The sequence below is a fragment of the Burkholderia sp. AcTa6-5 genome (assembly GCF_017815075.1).
Classification (GTDB): Bacteria; Pseudomonadota; Gammaproteobacteria; order Burkholderiales; family Burkholderiaceae; genus Burkholderia; species Burkholderia sola.
The window spans coordinates 17,186-32,393 of the sequence record NZ_JAGIQE010000023.1 but is presented as its reverse complement, the minus strand read 5'-3'; the positions used below and the strand labels follow the sequence as shown (position 1 = coordinate 32,393).

Annotated in this window: 15 protein-coding genes; 10 read left to right on the top strand and 5 right to left on the bottom strand. The window is 69.4% G+C overall.

All coding sequences use genetic code 11. The features are described from left to right. The first annotated feature begins 128 nt into the window (after positions 1-128). The 5 genes from J8I33_RS26175 (at position 129) to J8I33_RS26155 (ending at position 3,743) form a co-directional block, all read left to right on the top strand. The gene (locus J8I33_RS26175; RefSeq protein WP_050011493.1) at positions 129-614 is read left to right on the top strand and encodes a CreA family protein; all 486 of its coding nucleotides are present in this window, start codon (positions 129-131) and stop codon (positions 612-614) included. Positions 615-675: 61 nt separating this feature from the next. Continuing rightward, positions 676-1,563: an AraC family transcriptional regulator gene (locus tag J8I33_RS26170; RefSeq protein WP_124557536.1), complete on the top strand. Its 888-nt coding sequence runs from the start codon at positions 676-678 to the stop codon at positions 1,561-1,563. Positions 1,564-1,703: 140 nt separating this feature from the next. Continuing rightward, on the top strand, positions 1,704-2,471 hold the full coding sequence (locus tag J8I33_RS26165) for an AzlC family ABC transporter permease (RefSeq protein ID WP_050011495.1): 768 nt from the start codon (positions 1,704-1,706) through the stop codon (positions 2,469-2,471). Then, entirely contained in the window at positions 2,468-2,806 is a 339-nt protein-coding gene (locus tag J8I33_RS26160) for an AzlD domain-containing protein (protein ID WP_209939414.1), read from the top strand. The genes J8I33_RS26165 and J8I33_RS26160 overlap by 4 nt, the downstream gene beginning before the upstream one ends. A 160-nt stretch (positions 2,807-2,966) precedes the next feature. Beyond that, positions 2,967-3,743 carry a DUF4088 family protein gene (locus tag J8I33_RS26155; protein WP_050011497.1) on the top strand — a complete coding sequence of 259 codons (777 nt, stop codon included), beginning with the start codon at positions 2,967-2,969 and terminating at the stop codon, positions 3,741-3,743. A gap of 125 nt (positions 3,744-3,868) precedes the next feature. Here the strand turns inward: J8I33_RS26155 and J8I33_RS26150 are convergent, their stop codons facing one another. After that, complete coding sequence (locus J8I33_RS26150; protein ID WP_050011498.1) at positions 3,869-4,270, bottom strand: hypothetical protein; 402 nt, start codon at positions 4,268-4,270, stop codon at positions 3,869-3,871. Positions 4,271-4,539: 269 nt separating this feature from the next. Here J8I33_RS26150 and J8I33_RS26145 point away from each other — a divergent pair, with 269 nt between their 5' ends. The 3 genes from J8I33_RS26145 to fumC all read left to right on the top strand — a co-directional run bounded on the left by J8I33_RS26145 (position 4,540) and on the right by fumC (position 7,893). Then, positions 4,540-4,758, top strand: a complete 219-nt coding sequence (locus tag J8I33_RS26145) for an RNA-binding S4 domain-containing protein (protein WP_006486208.1) — start codon at positions 4,540-4,542, stop codon at positions 4,756-4,758. Between the two features lie 167 nt (positions 4,759-4,925). Continuing rightward, positions 4,926-6,314: a multidrug efflux MATE transporter NorM gene (norM, locus tag J8I33_RS26140; protein ID WP_124557539.1), complete on the top strand. Its 1,389-nt coding sequence runs from the start codon at positions 4,926-4,928 to the stop codon at positions 6,312-6,314. A gap of 184 nt (positions 6,315-6,498) precedes the next feature. Next, on the top strand, positions 6,499-7,893 hold the full coding sequence (fumC, locus tag J8I33_RS26135; protein WP_011544913.1) for a class II fumarate hydratase: 1,395 nt from the start codon (positions 6,499-6,501) through the stop codon (positions 7,891-7,893). A 59-nt stretch (positions 7,894-7,952) separates the two neighbouring features. Here fumC and J8I33_RS26130 read toward each other — a convergent pair whose 3' ends face one another. Both J8I33_RS26130 and J8I33_RS26125 read right to left on the bottom strand, forming a co-directional pair. Continuing rightward, positions 7,953-8,465: an acyl-CoA thioesterase gene (locus tag J8I33_RS26130; RefSeq protein ID WP_027811985.1), complete on the bottom strand. Its 513-nt coding sequence runs from the start codon at positions 8,463-8,465 to the stop codon at positions 7,953-7,955. A gap of 130 nt (positions 8,466-8,595) precedes the next feature. Continuing rightward, entirely contained in the window at positions 8,596-8,736 is a 141-nt protein-coding gene (locus J8I33_RS26125) for a hypothetical protein (RefSeq protein ID WP_162838111.1), read from the bottom strand. A gap of 188 nt (positions 8,737-8,924) precedes the next feature. Here J8I33_RS26125 and J8I33_RS26120 point away from each other — a divergent pair, with 188 nt between their 5' ends. After that, positions 8,925-9,632 (top strand): helix-turn-helix transcriptional regulator, encoded by a 708-nt coding sequence (locus tag J8I33_RS26120; RefSeq protein ID WP_209939413.1) that lies wholly within the window; start codon positions 8,925-8,927, stop codon positions 9,630-9,632. Between the two features lie 150 nt (positions 9,633-9,782). Continuing rightward, complete coding sequence (locus J8I33_RS26115; RefSeq protein ID WP_245172412.1) at positions 9,783-12,350, top strand: DUF6600 domain-containing protein; 2,568 nt, start codon at positions 9,783-9,785, stop codon at positions 12,348-12,350. Positions 12,351-12,448: 98 nt separating this feature from the next. On the opposite strand, the gene J8I33_RS26110 is transcribed toward J8I33_RS26115, so the two are convergent. Beyond that, positions 12,449-13,420: a thymidylate synthase gene (locus J8I33_RS26110; protein ID WP_209939412.1), complete on the bottom strand. Its 972-nt coding sequence runs from the start codon at positions 13,418-13,420 to the stop codon at positions 12,449-12,451. A 42-nt stretch (positions 13,421-13,462) separates the two neighbouring features. Next, entirely contained in the window at positions 13,463-14,860 is a 1,398-nt protein-coding gene (locus J8I33_RS26105; RefSeq protein WP_089488265.1) for a sigma-54 dependent transcriptional regulator, read from the bottom strand. Positions 14,861-15,208: the final 348 nt, after the last annotated feature.

Below are 15,208 nucleotides of genomic sequence, written 5' to 3'. Positions count from 1 at the left end.
AATAGCGAAAGGCCCGTCATTCGACGGGCCTTTTGTTTTTCCGGCCCCCTTGTCCGCCTTCCTGCGTTGCGTGACCCGGTCATGCGCATGCTAGAGTCTCTGTCCCGCATCCGCATCCGGTTCCGTCGATGAAGCATCGCCTCCTCCGTTTCGCCCCCGCCGCCCTCCTGCTCTCCGCCGTCGCCGCCGCACCGCTCGCGCACGCGGAGGAAGTCGGCAGCGTCAACACCCATTTCCGCGTCACGGGTTCCGATCGCGTGGTCGTCGAGGCCTATGACGACCCGGTCGTGAACGGCGTGACCTGCTACGTGTCGCGCGCGCGCACCGGCGGGATCAAGGGCACGCTCGGCGTCGCCGAGGATCCGAGCGAAGCGTCGATCGCGTGCCGGCAGGTCGGCCCGATCAGCTTCAAGGAACCGCTCAAGCAGCAGGCCGACGTATTCAGCGAACGCATGTCGTTCATCTTCAAGACGCTGCACGTCGTGCGCGTGGTCGACAAGAAACGCAACACGATCGTCTATCTGACCTACAGCGACCGCATCGTCAGCGGCAGCCCGAAGAACGCCGTCACCGCGGTGCCGATGCCGGCCGGCACGACGATTCCGGTCAAGTAAGCCCGCACCCGCCGGGGGCGCGAGCGATACACTGTCGGTTCGACCGCTCCCGCGCCCGATCATGTCCGCCACCCGCCTTCCCGATTCCGCACGCTACTGGCGCACGCCGCTCGTGCCGGACGCGGACCTGCTCACGGCCACCTATCGCGATCACGCGTTCGCGCCCCACTGGCACGATGCGTACACGATCCCCGTGATTCTCGAAGGCGCGGAACGCTTCACCTATCGCGGCAACGGCTATGTCGCCGAAACGGGCACCGTGCCCGTGATCAATCCCGGCGAAGTGCATACGGGGTCGCGTGCCGCCGACGAGGGCTGGTGCTATCGCGTCAGTTACATGCCGGTGGAATTCATCCGCGAACTCGCGAGTGCAGTCGCGGGCCGCCCGCAGGATCCGCCATGGTTCGCCCCCGGCGTGATCCGCGACGCCGATCTGGCGGCCCGGCTCACGCTCGCGCATCGGATGCTGGAAGCCGGCAGCGAGCGCGCGCTGTCGTCGCATGCGGCCGACGGTCCGGCTACCGACGCGCCGCGCGTCTACGATCCGCTCGCCGCCGAAACCGCGATGCTCGACGCGCTGTCGACGCTGATCGTGCGCCATGCCGACGTGCGGCCGCAACCGGCGCCGCTCGCGGCCGACGAACCGCGCGTCGACGCGATGCGCGAGCGGCTCGCCGCCGATCTGACGTCCGCGGTGACGCTCGACGACGTCGCGCAGGCGGTCGGCCTGTCGCCGTTCCACGCCGCGCGTCTGTTCACGCGTACGACCGGCATGCCGCCGCATGCGTGGCGCAACCAGCTGCGGCTGCAGCGCGCGCTGGCACCGTTACGCGCGGGCGTGCCGGTCGCCGATGTCGCCGCGGCCAGCGGCTTCGTCGACCAGAGCCACTTCACGCGGCATTTCAAACGGATGTTCGGCGTGCCGCCCGGGCGCTGGCAGGCAAGCTGACGCACGGCTTCCCGCCGTCGTCGGTCGGACCGCACCGCGCAGCGACCCGCCGCGCCGGCCGACACTCGGGCACCGACCCCGCTCCCGCGAGCGCAAGAACATACAAGCCGGCCCGCCACCGGCCCGCTATCCTCCAGCTCATGGAGGAGCGCTACTTGAACGAGACACCCGCCTCACCCCCGCGCCGCCCGCTCAACGAATGGCTCGACGGCGCGCGCGACACGATTCCGATGATGATCGGCGCCGCGCCGTTCGGCGTGATTTTCGGCACGCTCGTCGGCAGCGGCCCGCTTGCCGCCTGGCATGGCGCGCTGATGTCGCTCGCCGTGTTCGCGGGGTCCGCGCAGTTCATCGCGCTCGGCCTGATCGCCGGCAGCGCGAGCTTCGCCGTCGTGCTCGCCACGACGCTGATCGTGAACCTGCGCCACCTGCTGTACAGCGCGACGCTCGCGCCCTATGTCGCACACCTGCCGCTGCGCTGGCGCGCGACGCTCGGCGCGTTGATGACCGACGAAGTGTTCGCGGTCGCCTACGGGCACTACCGGCACTACCCGCCCGGCACGATCGGCCCCCACTACTTTTTCGGCTCCGGGCTCGCGATGTACCTGAACTGGCAGGTCTGGACGCTCGCGGGCATCGGCTTCGGCACGGCGTTCCCGGGCCTGCAGTCGCTCGGCCTCGACTTCGCGATGGCGGCGACCTTCATCGCGATCGTCGTCCCGCAGCTCGGCACGCTGCGCTACTTCGCGGCGGCCGCGACGGCCGGCACGCTCGCGTACTTCTGGCAGGGCTGGCCGTACAAGCTCGGGCTGCTCGGCGCGGTCGCCGCCGGCGTCGCGATCGGCGTCGTGCTCACGCTGCGGCACGATCGCACGCGGGCCCGCTCTCGCCCGGAGGCCGCATCGTGAACTACGCGCTGTTGATCCTCGGGATGGCCGTCATCACGTATGCGATCCGCTCGACGCTGTTCCTGTTCGGCGAGCGGCTGACGTTCCCGCCGCTCGTGCGGACCGCGCTCGGCTTCGTGCCGGTCACCGTGCTGACCGCGATCATCGTGCCGATGACCGTCTCGCCGCACGGCGGCACGGCCGAGCTGACGTGGCGCAATCCGCAGCTCGTCGGCGCGCTCGCGACCGTGCTCGTGTCGGCCGCGACCCGCCGGCCGCTCGTCACCATCGCGGCCGGGCTCGCGGTGTTCTTCCTGTGGCAAGGGGTCGTCATCCCGCACTGGCCGCCTGCCTGAGCGCACGCTCCATCGCGCGCGCTCAAGTTTCCGCGCGGCCCGCCGATATAGGAGAGGAAGACCCGCCACCGGCCCCGGCGCGCATCGGTCAGTCGACGCGGCGCCCGCTCCGGTGCGCCGCGCCGGCGCCGGCTTGCGCGGGCCGTCATCGAGATGATTCATGGGCCAGATCACCCTTTCCCTCAAGGACGACACGCTCGAGTCCCTGCGCAAGGACTACGACGCGTTCGTGCGCGTATCGCTGAAACTCGACCCGCAATTCGCGACGCCGTCGTTCGAGGATTTCCTGCGCGCCAAGCTGCTCGACAACATGGTGCCGCTGACCGAGCACGCCGTGCAGCGGATGCTGCAGGGCGGCCAGTACGCATGGGCCAAGCGCACGCTCGACAAGGAATTTCCGGACGTCGTCGCGATCCTGATGCGGCAGGCCGGCGAATTCGGCTTCGGCTTCGCGTCGCGCTCCGAATGGACACCCGACGAGCTCGCGAAGGCATGCCGCGACTGGGCGAAGGCGATCGTCGCCGAAGCACAGGGCGACGCGTCGCTGATCGACCCGCTCGCGTCGCAGATCAAGGCGGCGGCGCAGGACATCCAGACGCTCGAGGAACTGATGCAGACGCCCGCGTGGCGGCTCGCGGAATCGCTGCGGCAACGGATCTACGAGGCCAAGCTCGCATGCGAGATGAGCGTCGGCAGCACCGCGCGCGACAAGCTCGGCGAACTGCGCGGGCTGCTGCGGCTCGGGCTCGCGCACGGCTCGTTCCAGAAGCAGGAAGCGCAGCAGATCATGGAATACCTGCGGCTGCTGAAGCCGGAGATCTTCGTCGAGGAACCGTACGACGTCTTCGCGCGCCTCGCCGCGTGGCTGCGCAGCGTATTCACGCCGGCTGCGGTGCGGCCGGCCCAGGGCCAGGGGCAAGGCCAGCGCCGGCCGTAAGTACGCGTCCCGCTTATTACCCCACGAAAACGGCCCGATTCGCGCAAAGCGAACCGGGCCGCCGGACGATCGCCCGTCGCGACGCGCCGTCCGAAAACACGCGTCGCGACGGCGCCGGACACCGCTTACTGCGTGGCGCCCTGGGCCGATGCGCCGCCCTGCGCGCCGACCGAGGCGCCGCCTTCGGTCGCGTCGTCGGCCTTCTTCTTGGCCGAGCCCGCATGGCTCTTGGCCGACTTCGCCGCATGCTTCGTGTGCTTCTTGGTCGAATGGACGGCCGACGACGTCGTATCCTTCGCGCCATCGGCTGCCGCGCCGACCGCATCGGTCGCGCCGCCCGTCGCATTGCCCGACGCGTTCGCGCCGGCACCACCCTGCACGCCTGCGCCGACACCTGCCGCCGGAGCCTGCGTCTGTACGCCGGCACCCGCCGCGCCTTGCGCCGTCGTGCCCGTCTGGGCGAATGCGGCCGAAGTGGCGAACGCCGTCAGCGCGGCACCGATCAGCATCGTACGAATCTTGGACATGGCAATTCTCCTCAAGAAGTTGTGCGCCCGGTCCGCAGCGATGCGGACCGTCGCGTTCCCGCCGCAACACGCAGCAGGTACGACAGAAGACCCGCGGCCCACGCGGCCGGTTCGCGAATCTCTCAGACTGTTACCCACCGTTTCATTTGCTGACGAATCGCTCACAGTCCTTTACAACGTGCGGCGGCGGCGGCCCGCGCTCGCGTGCCGGCCCGCGGTGCCGTATGATGCGGAGCGTTTCCTCCCGCGCACCGCGCACCTTCCTCGTCATGCCCAATCTGGATTTCACGCTGACCGGCGAATACGTCGAGCTGCACAACCTTCTCAAGATCACCGGCCTCGCGGACAGCGGCGGCACCGCGAAGCTGATCGTCGCGTCCGGCGCGGTGAAAGTCGACGGCGCGGTCGAGCTGCGCAAGACCTGCAAAATCCGCGCGGGCCAGGTCGTACTGCTCGGCGACACGCGCATCGCGGTACGCGAGGCATAGCGCCCGTTCACGCTGATAACGGGCTTGCGCAGGCCCTGGCCGTTCCCCTGCCCGCGACATGGCCATCGGCGCACGCGTTCGACACGGTACGAATAAAGCCGTAAGCTAGCCGTCTCTCAAAATAACGACATACAGCGCGGGCCCGCACCCGCGCGAGCGCCCATTCCATGTCGCATTCCGGTCTCACGCGGACGGCCGCCGCGCCGCCGTCCCTGTCCAGTCATGCCGCCGATACCGCGCGCCTCGCCGCGCCGCTCGCGATCGCGCAACTGTCCCAGATGGCGATGAGCGTCACCGACACGGTGCTGCTCGGTTCGCTCGGCCCCGATTCGCTCGCGGCGGGCGGGCTCGGCGCGAACTTCTTCTTCGTGATCGTGACGATCCTGCAAGGCGTGCTGTCGTCGGTCAGCGTGAGCGTCGCGCACGCGCGCGGCGCGCAGGCCGAGGATCGCGTGCCGCACATCTACTGGACGGGCTTCGCGCTGTCCGTGCTGCTCGCGATTCCGGCGATCGTCGCGCTGTCGCTGGCCGAACCGATCCTGCTGATGTTCCACGAGCCGCCGCTGCTCGCGCATCACGTCGGCGAATACACGGGCATCCTGCGCTTCGCGGCGCTCGGCAGCCTGATCGGCGTCGGGCTGATGCGCGCGTTCCTGCCAGCGATCGGTGCCGCGCGGCGGCTGTTGTGGGTATCGATCGGCGGCGTCGGCGTCAACGGCGTGCTGAACTACGGGCTGATCCACGGCGCATTCGGACTGCCGCGCCTCGGCTTTCTCGGCTCGGCCGTCGCGACGACGATCACGATCTGGCTCACCGCGCTCGCGCTGATCTGGCTGCTGCACGGCCGGCAGCGCTTTCGCCATTTCGTGACCGCCGCGCGCCCGAAGCTGCCCGTGATGGGCGAACTGATCGGCATCGGCTGGCCGGTCGCGATCACGTACGGCGTCGAATCGACGCTGTTCCTCGCCACCGGCCTCACCGTCGGCGTGCTGGGCGCGACGTCGCTCGCCGCGCACCAGATCGCGCTGAACGTCGCGTCGGTGTCGTTCATGGTGCCGCTCGCGATCGGCCAGGCGGCCAACGTGCGCGTCGGCTACTGGATCGGCGCGGGTTCGCCCGTCGCCGCGCGGCACGCGGGCTTCGTCGCGCTCGCGCTCGGCGTCGGCTTCATGTCGCTGTCCGGCCTCGTGATGATCGTCGCGCCGCATACGATCGTCGGCCTGTACCTGCACCTCGACGACCCGGCCAACGCGGCCACGGTGTCGCTCGCCGCGTCGCTGCTCGGCATCGCCGCGGTGTTCCAGATCGTCGACGGGATGCAGACCGTCGGGTCCGGTGCGCTGCGCGGCCTGAAGGACACGCGCATCCCGATGCTCGCCGCGACCCTCGGCTACTGGGGCATCGGCTTCCCGACCGGCTACTGGTTCGCCTTCCACGCGGGCCTGGGCGCGCGCGGCCTGTGGTGGGGGCTCGCGGCGGGCCTCGCGAGCGTCGCCGTGCTGATGGCATGGCGCTTCCACCGCAAGACCGCGTCGCTGATCGCGGCGGCGCGCTAGCGCCGGTTTGCGCGCGTCACGCGCCGTGGGCACGACACGACGCGAAATCGCGGCCGGCGCTATGCTTGTCGGCTGAACCGCTCGAGACGCCGCGCCAGCGGCGCGGCTGCCTCACGATACGTCTGATTACGCCTGATGCCGCGCGACGACGCGCGGCCTTTCCCCTTTCCAGGAGGAGTGCATCATGAATGAAGCAGTTCGGATGGAACGCGACACGTTCGGCGAGATCGCCGTGCCGGCCGACCGGCTCTGGGGCGCGCAGACCGAGCGCTCGCTGCAGAATTTCCGGATCTCGACGGAGAAGCAGTCGCCCGAGCTGATCCACGCGCTCGCGATCGTCAAGCGGGCCGCGGCGGCCGTCAACCAGTCGCTCGGCGTGCTCGCCGACGACAAGGCGCACGCGATCATCGAAGCCGCCGACGAGATCATCGCCGGCAAGCATCCGCGCGAATTCCCGCTCGCGGTGTGGCAGACGGGCTCCGGCACGCAGACCAACATGAACCTCAACGAGGTGATCGCGAACCGCGCGAGCGAGCTGCTGGGCGGCGAGCGCGGCGAAGCGCGCAAGGTTCATCCGAACGACGACGTGAATCGCGGCCAGTCGTCGAACGACGTGTTCCCGACCGCGATGCACATCGCGGCCGCGTATGCGATCGTCAACCACCTGCTGCCGGCGCTGCGCACGCTGCGCGCGACGCTCGACGCGAAGTCGAAGGCGTTCGCCGACATCGTGAAGATCGGCCGCACGCACCTGCAGGACGCGACGCCACTCACGCTCGGCCAGGAGTTCTCCGGCTATGTCGCGCAGCTCGACCAGGGCATCCGTCACGTCGAATCGGCGCTGCCGCACCTGTACGAACTCGCGCTCGGCGGCACCGCGGTCGGCACCGGGCTGAATGCGCATCCGGAATTCGCGGTGCGCGTGGCCGACGAGATCGGCCGGCTCGCGAAGCTGCCGTTCGTGACGGCGCCGAGCAAGTTCGAGGTGATGGCGGCCGCCGACGCGCTGGTCTTCGCGCACGGCGCGCTGAAGACGGTCGCGGCGAGCCTGATGAAGATCGCGAACGACGTGCGCTGGCTCGCGAGCGGGCCGCGCTGCGGGCTCGGCGAGCTGTCGATTCCGGAAAACGAGCCGGGCAGCTCGATCATGCCGGGCAAGGTGAACCCGACGCAGTCGGAAGCCGTGACGATGCTGTGCTGCCAGGTGTTCGGCAACGACGTCGCGGTCAACGTCGGCGGCGCGAGCGGCAATTTCGAGCTGAACGTGTTCCGGCCGATGATCGCGCATAACGTGCTGCAGTCGGTGCGGCTGCTCGCCGACGGCGCCCAGAGCTTCAACGATCACTGCGCGGTGGGCATCGAGCCGAACCGTTCGCGCATCGACCTGTTGCTGAACGAATCGCTGATGCTCGTGACGGCGCTCAATCCGCACATCGGCTACGACAAGTCCGCGCAGATCGCGAAGAAGGCGCACAAGGAAGGCACGACGCTGAAGGCGGCCGCGCTCGCGCTCGGCTACCTGACCGAGGCGGAATTCGATGCATGGGTACGCCCCGAGCAGATGATCGGGACGCGATAACGGCGAGACAGCGAGGCAGGACGACGGGCGCCGCGCATCGAGCGCGGCGCCCGCGGCACTCAGACGGTGCCCTTCGCGACCTCTTCCGGCTTCATCTCGACGATCTTGTCGAGCGCGGCCCGCACGTCGGCCGCATATTTCGCGAGCACTTTCTGCTCGTCGGTTTCGGGCACGAACGGCGGCACCGGCACCGGGTTGCCGTTCTCGTCGACCGCGACGAACACGACGAGGCAATCGGTCGTCTGGCGCAGCACGCCGCCCTTCGGATCGCCGGCGTGCACCGACACGTGGATGTGCATGCTGGTACGGCCCGTCGCGACGACGCGCGCCTTCAGCTCGACCAGATTGCCGACCAGGATCGGACGCTGGAAACGGATGTTGCCGACGCTGACCGTCACGCAATAGCGGCTCGACCAGACGGCCGCGCACGCATACGCGACCTCGTCGATCCACTTCATCAGCGCGCCGCCATGCACCTTGCCGCCGAAGTTCACGGACGAAGGCTCGGCAAGGAAGCGGAATACGGTTTCGGTGCGGTCGAGAGCGGCCGGCACGGGGGACGGTTGGGGCATTGTTGTGGCTCCAGGCGGCAGGGGCGCTGTAATCGGGCCATTATACGTTGCACTGCGGCAATGCGTCGCGGCAAGCCCCGCCTAGCGGGGCTGCGGCGGCCATGCCGGCTCGCGCGCCGACCGGCGTCGGTCAGCGGCGCACCGTGATGCCCTGGTCGATCGTCCCGTACATCTCGATACTGCCGCTGCGCTCGCCGGTCGCGCCCGCACCGCCGGACGCACAGGCCGCGCACACGAGCGCGGCCGCCAACACACAGAAAATCGTCTTCATCGTTGCATCGCGTCACATGCGGCGGCCCGCTGCCGCCGCGTCCGGCCATTCTACGCGTGCCCTGCAACGGGCCGCGGTCCGGTCCCCGCCAGCGCGCCACCGCCGTATCCGACATTTCATCCGGAAACGAAACATCGAATGCGCGCGCGGACTACACTGCCCTCCAACCCGCTCGACGAGACACGACGATGACCGATCAAGACGACCACCATTTTCCGGGCCTGAGCCGCATCGGCGCACTGATCGCCGATCCCGGCCGCGCCGCGATGCTGTGGGTGCTGATGGACGGCAGCGCGCGACCAGCCGGCGAACTGACGATGATCGCGGGGCTGTCGCCGTCCGCGGCCAGCGCGCACCTCGCGCGCCTGACCGAGGGCGGGCTGCTGGCCCTCGACGTGCGCGGCCGGCATCGCTACTACCGCATTGCGTCGGCCGACATCGCGGCGTCGCTCGAAGCGCTCGCGAACGTCGCCCGCGCGGCCGCGCCGCATCGCCCGGTTCCGCCGCCGTCGCGCACGGTCCCGGCCGAACTGCGCTATGCACGCACCTGCTACGACCACATGGCCGGCGAGCTCGCGGTGCGCATCTTCGACGGCCTCACCGCGCGCGGCTGGCTATTCGCCAACAGCGACGCGATCGACACCACCGAGCGCGGCACGCAGGCGCTCTCGCAATGGGGCATCGACGTCGCGCAGCAGCGCGCGCGCCGGCGCCGCTTCGCGTGCGGCTGTCTCGACTGGAGCGAGCGGCGTTCGCATCTCGGCGGCGCGCTCGGCGCGGCGCTGCTCGACAGCTTCTGCGCACACGGCTGGATCGAGCGCGCGGCCCGACCGCGCGTGCTGCGCGTCACGGTGCCCGGGCAGCAGGTTTTCGACGCGTGGCTTACGTCTGCTTGACGCCGGCATTGCAGCTGCACGACAACGGCGCGCGATGGACAGGTTTTGTTACACCGCGTGCCATTCGACTTACAAAACACTGTGCCTTGAAACAGGCCAAGCGGATATCGTGAACGGGACGGCACGAATCGACGCGCCGCGATCACAACGATGACGCTCACCATGGCCTCCCTGTTCGCGCTCAAGCGCACCGCCCGCTACACGCTGCTCGCATTCGCCGCACTGGCGGCGCTGCCGCCCGCCTTCGCGCAATCTGCCGATGCGCCGCCGGCTGCAGCCGCGGCACGGCAACCCGGCGGCGATCCGCCCGGCCGCGTCGCGCGGCTCAATTACCTGTCGGGCGCCGTGACGACCGAACCGGCCGGCACCGATACCTGGTCGTATGCGGCGGTGAACCGGCCGCTGACGACCGGCGACCAGCTGTGGAACGATGCCGGCGCGCGCTCGGAACTGCACATCGGCTCGACCGCGGTGCGGCTCGGCGAATCGACGAGCCTGTCGGTGCTGAACCTCGACGACACGACGACGCAGTTGAAAGTGGGCCTCGGCACCGTCTCGACGCACGTGCGCGGTTTGCCGGCCGGCGGATCGTACGAAATCGACACGCCGAACCTCGCGCTCGGCATCACGGGCCCCGGCGACTATCGCGTCGATGTCGCGCCGAACGGCGCGAGCACGACGGTGACGGTGCGCAGCGGCAGCGCGACCGTCTACGGCAGCAACGGGCAGTATCCGCTGTCGCCCGGGCAGCAGGTCGTATTCACCGGCACCGACCTGCAGGTCGCGCAGCAATCGGCCGCACCGGGCCCCGACGCGCTCGACCAGTGGGCCGCCAGCCGCGACGCGGCCGAAGCGCGCTCGGTGTCGGCCCGCTACGTGTCCCGCGACATGCCCGGCTACCAGGATCTCGACGCGAACGGCACGTGGCGCGAAACCCCGAATTACGGCGCGGTATGGGTGCCGAACGACACGCCGGCCGACTGGGCGCCGTATCACGACGGCCACTGGATCTGGCAGGCGCCGTGGGGCTGGACCTGGGTCGACGACGCGCCGTGGGGCTTCGCGCCCTATCACTACGGCCGCTGGGCGTACCTGGACGACAGCTGGGCCTGGGTGCCGGGGCCAATGGTCGTCAGCCAGCCGCCCGTCTATGCGCCGGCGCTCGTCGCGTTCGTCGGCGGCGGGGGCGGCGGCGGTTCCGACTGGAGCGTCGCGCTCACGGTCGGCGGCGTTGCCGCGGCCGGCTGCGCGTGGTTCGCGCTCGGTCCGGGCGAACCGTGGCATCCGGGCTGGGGCGGCTGGAGCCCGCACTACTACGACCGCGTCAACCGCAACATCGTGGTGAACAACGTCAACGTGAACAAGACCGTGAACGTGACGAACATCACCAATATCACCAACATCAACAAGACGTACGTGAACTTCCGCGCGCCGCATGCGATCACGGCCGTGCCGGCCGCCGCGTTCGTGCACGGCCAGCCGGTCGCGCACTTCTCGCAACACGTCGATCCGCAGCAATGGCGCAACGCGCACGTCACGCCGGGCACGCCCGGCATCGCGCCGGTCCGCCAGAGCTTCACCGGCGGGCTGCGCACTGCCAGCTACCGTCCGCCGGCGGCGATCGCGCAACACCCGTACGTCGCGACGCGCAATCCTGCCGTGCCGCCCGCGTATCGCGACCAGGCCGCCGCCCACCTCGCGCAGCAAGGCGGGCGCGTACCGGGCGCCGGCGCGCCGGTCGTGAAGACGAATGTGCCGGCCGACTATGCGGCGCGTCCGGTCCGCGTTCCGGGCAAGCCGGGCGGCGGCGCCTGGGCGATGCACAACGTGCAGCTCGTGAATCCGCACGGCCCCGTCGTGCAGCCGGGCCGCGCGCCGCGTGAAGGCCAGCCGGCCGCCGAGCAGGCCGGCCGGCCGGGCGTACCGACGCCGGGCATGCCGAACGCCGCCCGGCCGAACGGCGAAAACCCCAACGCACCGCGTTTCGCCAATGGCGGCCCGCCGCAGGCGCCCGGCAACCCGATCCCGCATCAGGCGTTCGCGCCCGGCAACGGCGTTCCGCATCCGCCGGGCGCGAACAACGCTCCGTCGGGCATCGGCAATGCACGTGCAGCCGGCGCACCGTCGTCGCCCGCGTGGATGCAGCCGCACACGCCGATGGAGCGTCAGCGCGCCGCGCCGCCTACCGCGCTGCACGCGGCAGGACAGAATGCGCTGCCGCCCGTGCGCAGCGCGGCGGTACCGCATCCGGACGGCGTGCCGACACCGCAGGGTGTGCAACCCGGCGGCCGGAACGAAACGCCGCGCGCGCAGCAGCAACCGCAGTCGGACCATGTCGCGCAGATTCCGCAACCGCGTCCGCGCCCCGATCTCCCGACGCCGGCCCGCCAAGCGCAGCCGCAGCCCGAACGGGCCGCCCCCGCGCCGCAACCGCGCCAGGACTTCGCGCAACCGGCGCCCCATCGCGAAGTCGCGCCGCCGCGCGTGAACGAGTACCGCCCGCCGGCGCCCGCCGTGCATGACATGCCGCGCCCGCAGCCGCAGGCGCCGCGCATGGAGCCGCGACCTCAACCCCAGCCGGCGCCCCGGATGGAACCGCGCCCGTCGATGCCCGCGCCCCGGATGGAGCCACGGCCACAGCCGGCGCCGCACGTCGAGGCGCCGCGTCCGGGCAATCCGCCGCCGCAGGGCGGCCACGAGGAGCGGCATCGTCAGTAGGTGCAGCAAACATGAAACAAAAAGGCTCGACCGGTATCAGCCGGTCGAGCCTTTTTGCAGGTGCGAATCGATGAAGCCGCGCGGCCCCGGCCGCGCGATCAGACCGCCATCGGCGCGGTCAGCGGCTCATGATGCCGGTAGCCGACGAGCGAGAAATCGGACGGCTCGACCTGCTCCAGCCATTCGGGCGCATAGACGCCCGTCTTCGCGTACTCGGGCACGCGCTCGGCAATCTCGAGCCGCGGGCTTTCGTACGGCTCGCGCGTGAGCTGCTGCTGCAGCATGTCGAGCTGGTTCTCGTAGATGTGCGCGTCGCCGATGAAATACGTGAACCAGCGCGGCGTATAGCCCGTCAGCCGGCCGACGAGCGACAGCAGCGCGGCCCCCTCCGTCAGGTTGAACGGCGTGCCGAGGCCGACGTCGTTGCTGCGGATGTACAGGCACAGCGAGATCTCGCGCTTCGTCGCGTTCGGCAGGAACTGGTACAGCAGATGGCACGCGGGCAACGCGATCTGGTCGAGCACGGCCGGATTCCACGCGTGAAACAGGATGCGACGATCGGACGGGTTCTCCATGATCGTGTCCAGGCACTGGCGCAGCTGGTCGATCGCCTTGTACAGCAGCACCTTCGGCGCGCCGTCTTCGTCGAAACGCGTGACGATCCGGAAGCCGCGGCGCGTCGCGTCGGCGATCTGCGCGTCGGCGTTCGCGTCGAGCACCTTGTAACCCGGCCACTGACGCCATTGCACGCCGTATACGTCGCCGAGATCGTCCACGCCCCGGCGATACGGGTTCGCGAGCCACTGCGCGTTCTCGTTCGCGTTCGCATCCCACACCTTGCAGCCGAGCGCGCGAAAATCGGCCGCGCTGCGCGACGCGCGCAGGAACCCGACCAGTTCACCGATCGCGGACTTGAACGCGAGCTTCTTGGTCGTCACGGCCGGGAAGCCTTGCTGCAGGTCGAAGCGCAGCATCGCGCCCGGCATGCTGATGGTGCGGATGCCCGTGCGGTTCTCCTGCCAGGCGCCGGTATCGAGAATGGTACGAACGAGATCGAGATACTGTTTCATGCGGGTTCCTTCGGCCGCGAGGGGCGACCGTACCCGCCAATTTTAGCAAGCGTGGCGCGGAAGCTCCGGCAACGACGCCGAAAACCCTGCCAGCGTGTCGCCGCGATCGCGCATGCCGTGCGCGCACATCAGCCGGTAGAGCGTGACGCGCGACACGCCGAGCTCACGCGCGGCATCGGCAAAACGGCCGCGATGGCGCAGCAGCGCCTGCTCGATCGCCTGCCGTTCGGCCGCCTCGCGCGCCTCCAGCAGCGACACCGGCGCGAGCGTCGCATAGTCGTTCAGCTCGAGATCGGCCGCGGTGATCATCCGGCCTTCGGACATCACGATCGCGCGCCGCACGCGGTTGATCAGCTCGCGCACGTTGCCCGGCCACGAATAGCCGTACAGCGACGCGACCGCGTCCGGGGAAAAGCCGCGCAGGCGGCGATGCGCGTCGCCCTTGAAGCGCTCGAGCATGTGGCGCGCGAGCACCTCGATGTCCTTGCCGCGCGCGCGCAGCGGCGGCTCCTCGATCTTCAGCACGCACAGCCGGTGAAACAGGTCCTCGCGAAAGCGCCCTTCGCGCAGCGCCGTTTCCATGTCCACGTGCGTCGCGCAGATCACGCGGACATCGACCGGCATCGACACGTGCGCGCCGAGCCGCTCGATCTTACCTTCCTGCAGGAAGCGCAGCAGGCTCGCCTGGCTTTCGAGCGGCAGGTCGCCGATCTCGTCGAGAAACAGCGTGCCGCCGTTGGCGGCCTCGACGCGGCCGATCTTGCGCTGGTTCGCGCCGGTGAACGCGCCGCGTTCATAGCCGAACAGTTCCGCCTGCAGCAGCGTCGACGGGATCGCGCCGCAATTGATCGCGATGAACGGCGCCTGCGCGCGCGACGAACGCTCATGAATCGCGACCGCCGTCAGTTCCTTGCCCGTGCCCGATTCGCCGGAGATGAACACCGGGGCGTCGGTCGCCGCGACGCGGCGAATCGTCCTGAAGAGCCCGAGCATCGCATCGCAGGTGCCGACCATCTCGCCTTCGCTGCGCCCGGCGCCGACGGGCGGCGCAACGGGATCGGTCAATGCGACCATGCCGTGCGCATGGCCGACGGTCTCGACGATCCGCCCGGTTTCGTACGGCATCGTCACGTAGTCGAAGCAATAGTCGCGGATGAGATGCCGCAGCATCGCGTCCTGCAACTGGCCGCGTCGCGTCGCCGCGATCCAGCCGATGTGCTGGATGCTCAGGCAGGCTTCGAGTTCGCGCAGATCCGACGGCTTGAAGCCCGGCGAGAAATCGAGCAGGCCGGCGGTTGCCACGCCGTGCTGCACGACGCGCCGTACGTCGCGCACGGTCTCGGCGAGATCGACGCGCCAGCCGCGTTCGTCGAAATGGCCGCGCAATGCGTCGTTCGGTTCGCGCGAATAGTAGATCACGTGCCGCTGATCGGCTCCCATATCCTCACCCCGTTCATCAACCGTCTAACGATTGCCGCACACGTCAGATCGTGTGCAAAAGGATCGAATCGGGTCAGCCAGAGGTGGCTCGATTCGCCATGCCGATGCGCGGCAACGACAAAGCCTCGCATGATGGCGCTTATCTCGCGTCCAATAATTTTTGACAAGACAGCTTGTTTATAGGCGCTGAATACGACAAACCCGTTTCAGCACCGATGGCGATGCGGCCAAATCGCTCAGGAGGTCGATGCAGATCAATCCTCTGCACATAGTGGATGCGCACGAAGGGCTTCGTCACCAACACACGCGCCGATTTTCATCCTTCGAGCGTATCGGTTGAATCAGCAA

What these genes read in the sequence shown, in the direction of transcription:
- J8I33_RS26170 (WP_124557536.1), top strand. Translation starts at nt 676, where the DNA reads ATGTCCGCCACCCGCCTTCCCGATTCCGCACGCTACTGGCGCACGCCG.
- J8I33_RS26110 (WP_209939412.1), bottom strand. Translation starts at nt 13,420, where the DNA reads ATGAAACAGTATCTCGATCTCGTTCGTACCATTCTCGATACCGGCGCC.
- J8I33_RS26150 (WP_050011498.1), bottom strand. Translation starts at nt 4,270, where the DNA reads ATGTCCAAGATTCGTACGATGCTGATCGGTGCCGCGCTGACGGCGTTC.
- J8I33_RS26120 (WP_209939413.1), top strand. Translation starts at nt 8,925, where the DNA reads ATGACCGATCAAGACGACCACCATTTTCCGGGCCTGAGCCGCATCGGC.
- J8I33_RS26175 (WP_050011493.1), top strand. Translation starts at nt 129, where the DNA reads ATGAAGCATCGCCTCCTCCGTTTCGCCCCCGCCGCCCTCCTGCTCTCC.
- J8I33_RS26125 (WP_162838111.1), bottom strand. Translation starts at nt 8,736, where the DNA reads ATGAAGACGATTTTCTGTGTGTTGGCGGCCGCGCTCGTGTGCGCGGCC.
- J8I33_RS26105 (WP_089488265.1), bottom strand. Translation starts at nt 14,860, where the DNA reads ATGGGAGCCGATCAGCGGCACGTGATCTACTATTCGCGCGAACCGAAC.
- J8I33_RS26165 (WP_050011495.1), top strand. Translation starts at nt 1,704, where the DNA reads ATGGAGGAGCGCTACTTGAACGAGACACCCGCCTCACCCCCGCGCCGC.
- J8I33_RS26155 (WP_050011497.1), top strand. Translation starts at nt 2,967, where the DNA reads ATGGGCCAGATCACCCTTTCCCTCAAGGACGACACGCTCGAGTCCCTG.
- J8I33_RS26115 (WP_245172412.1), top strand. Translation starts at nt 9,783, where the DNA reads ATGACGCTCACCATGGCCTCCCTGTTCGCGCTCAAGCGCACCGCCCGC.
- norM (WP_124557539.1), top strand. Translation starts at nt 4,926, where the DNA reads ATGTCGCATTCCGGTCTCACGCGGACGGCCGCCGCGCCGCCGTCCCTG.
- J8I33_RS26130 (WP_027811985.1), bottom strand. Translation starts at nt 8,465, where the DNA reads ATGCCCCAACCGTCCCCCGTGCCGGCCGCTCTCGACCGCACCGAAACC.
- J8I33_RS26145 (WP_006486208.1), top strand. Translation starts at nt 4,540, where the DNA reads ATGCCCAATCTGGATTTCACGCTGACCGGCGAATACGTCGAGCTGCAC.
- fumC (WP_011544913.1), top strand. Translation starts at nt 6,499, where the DNA reads ATGAATGAAGCAGTTCGGATGGAACGCGACACGTTCGGCGAGATCGCC.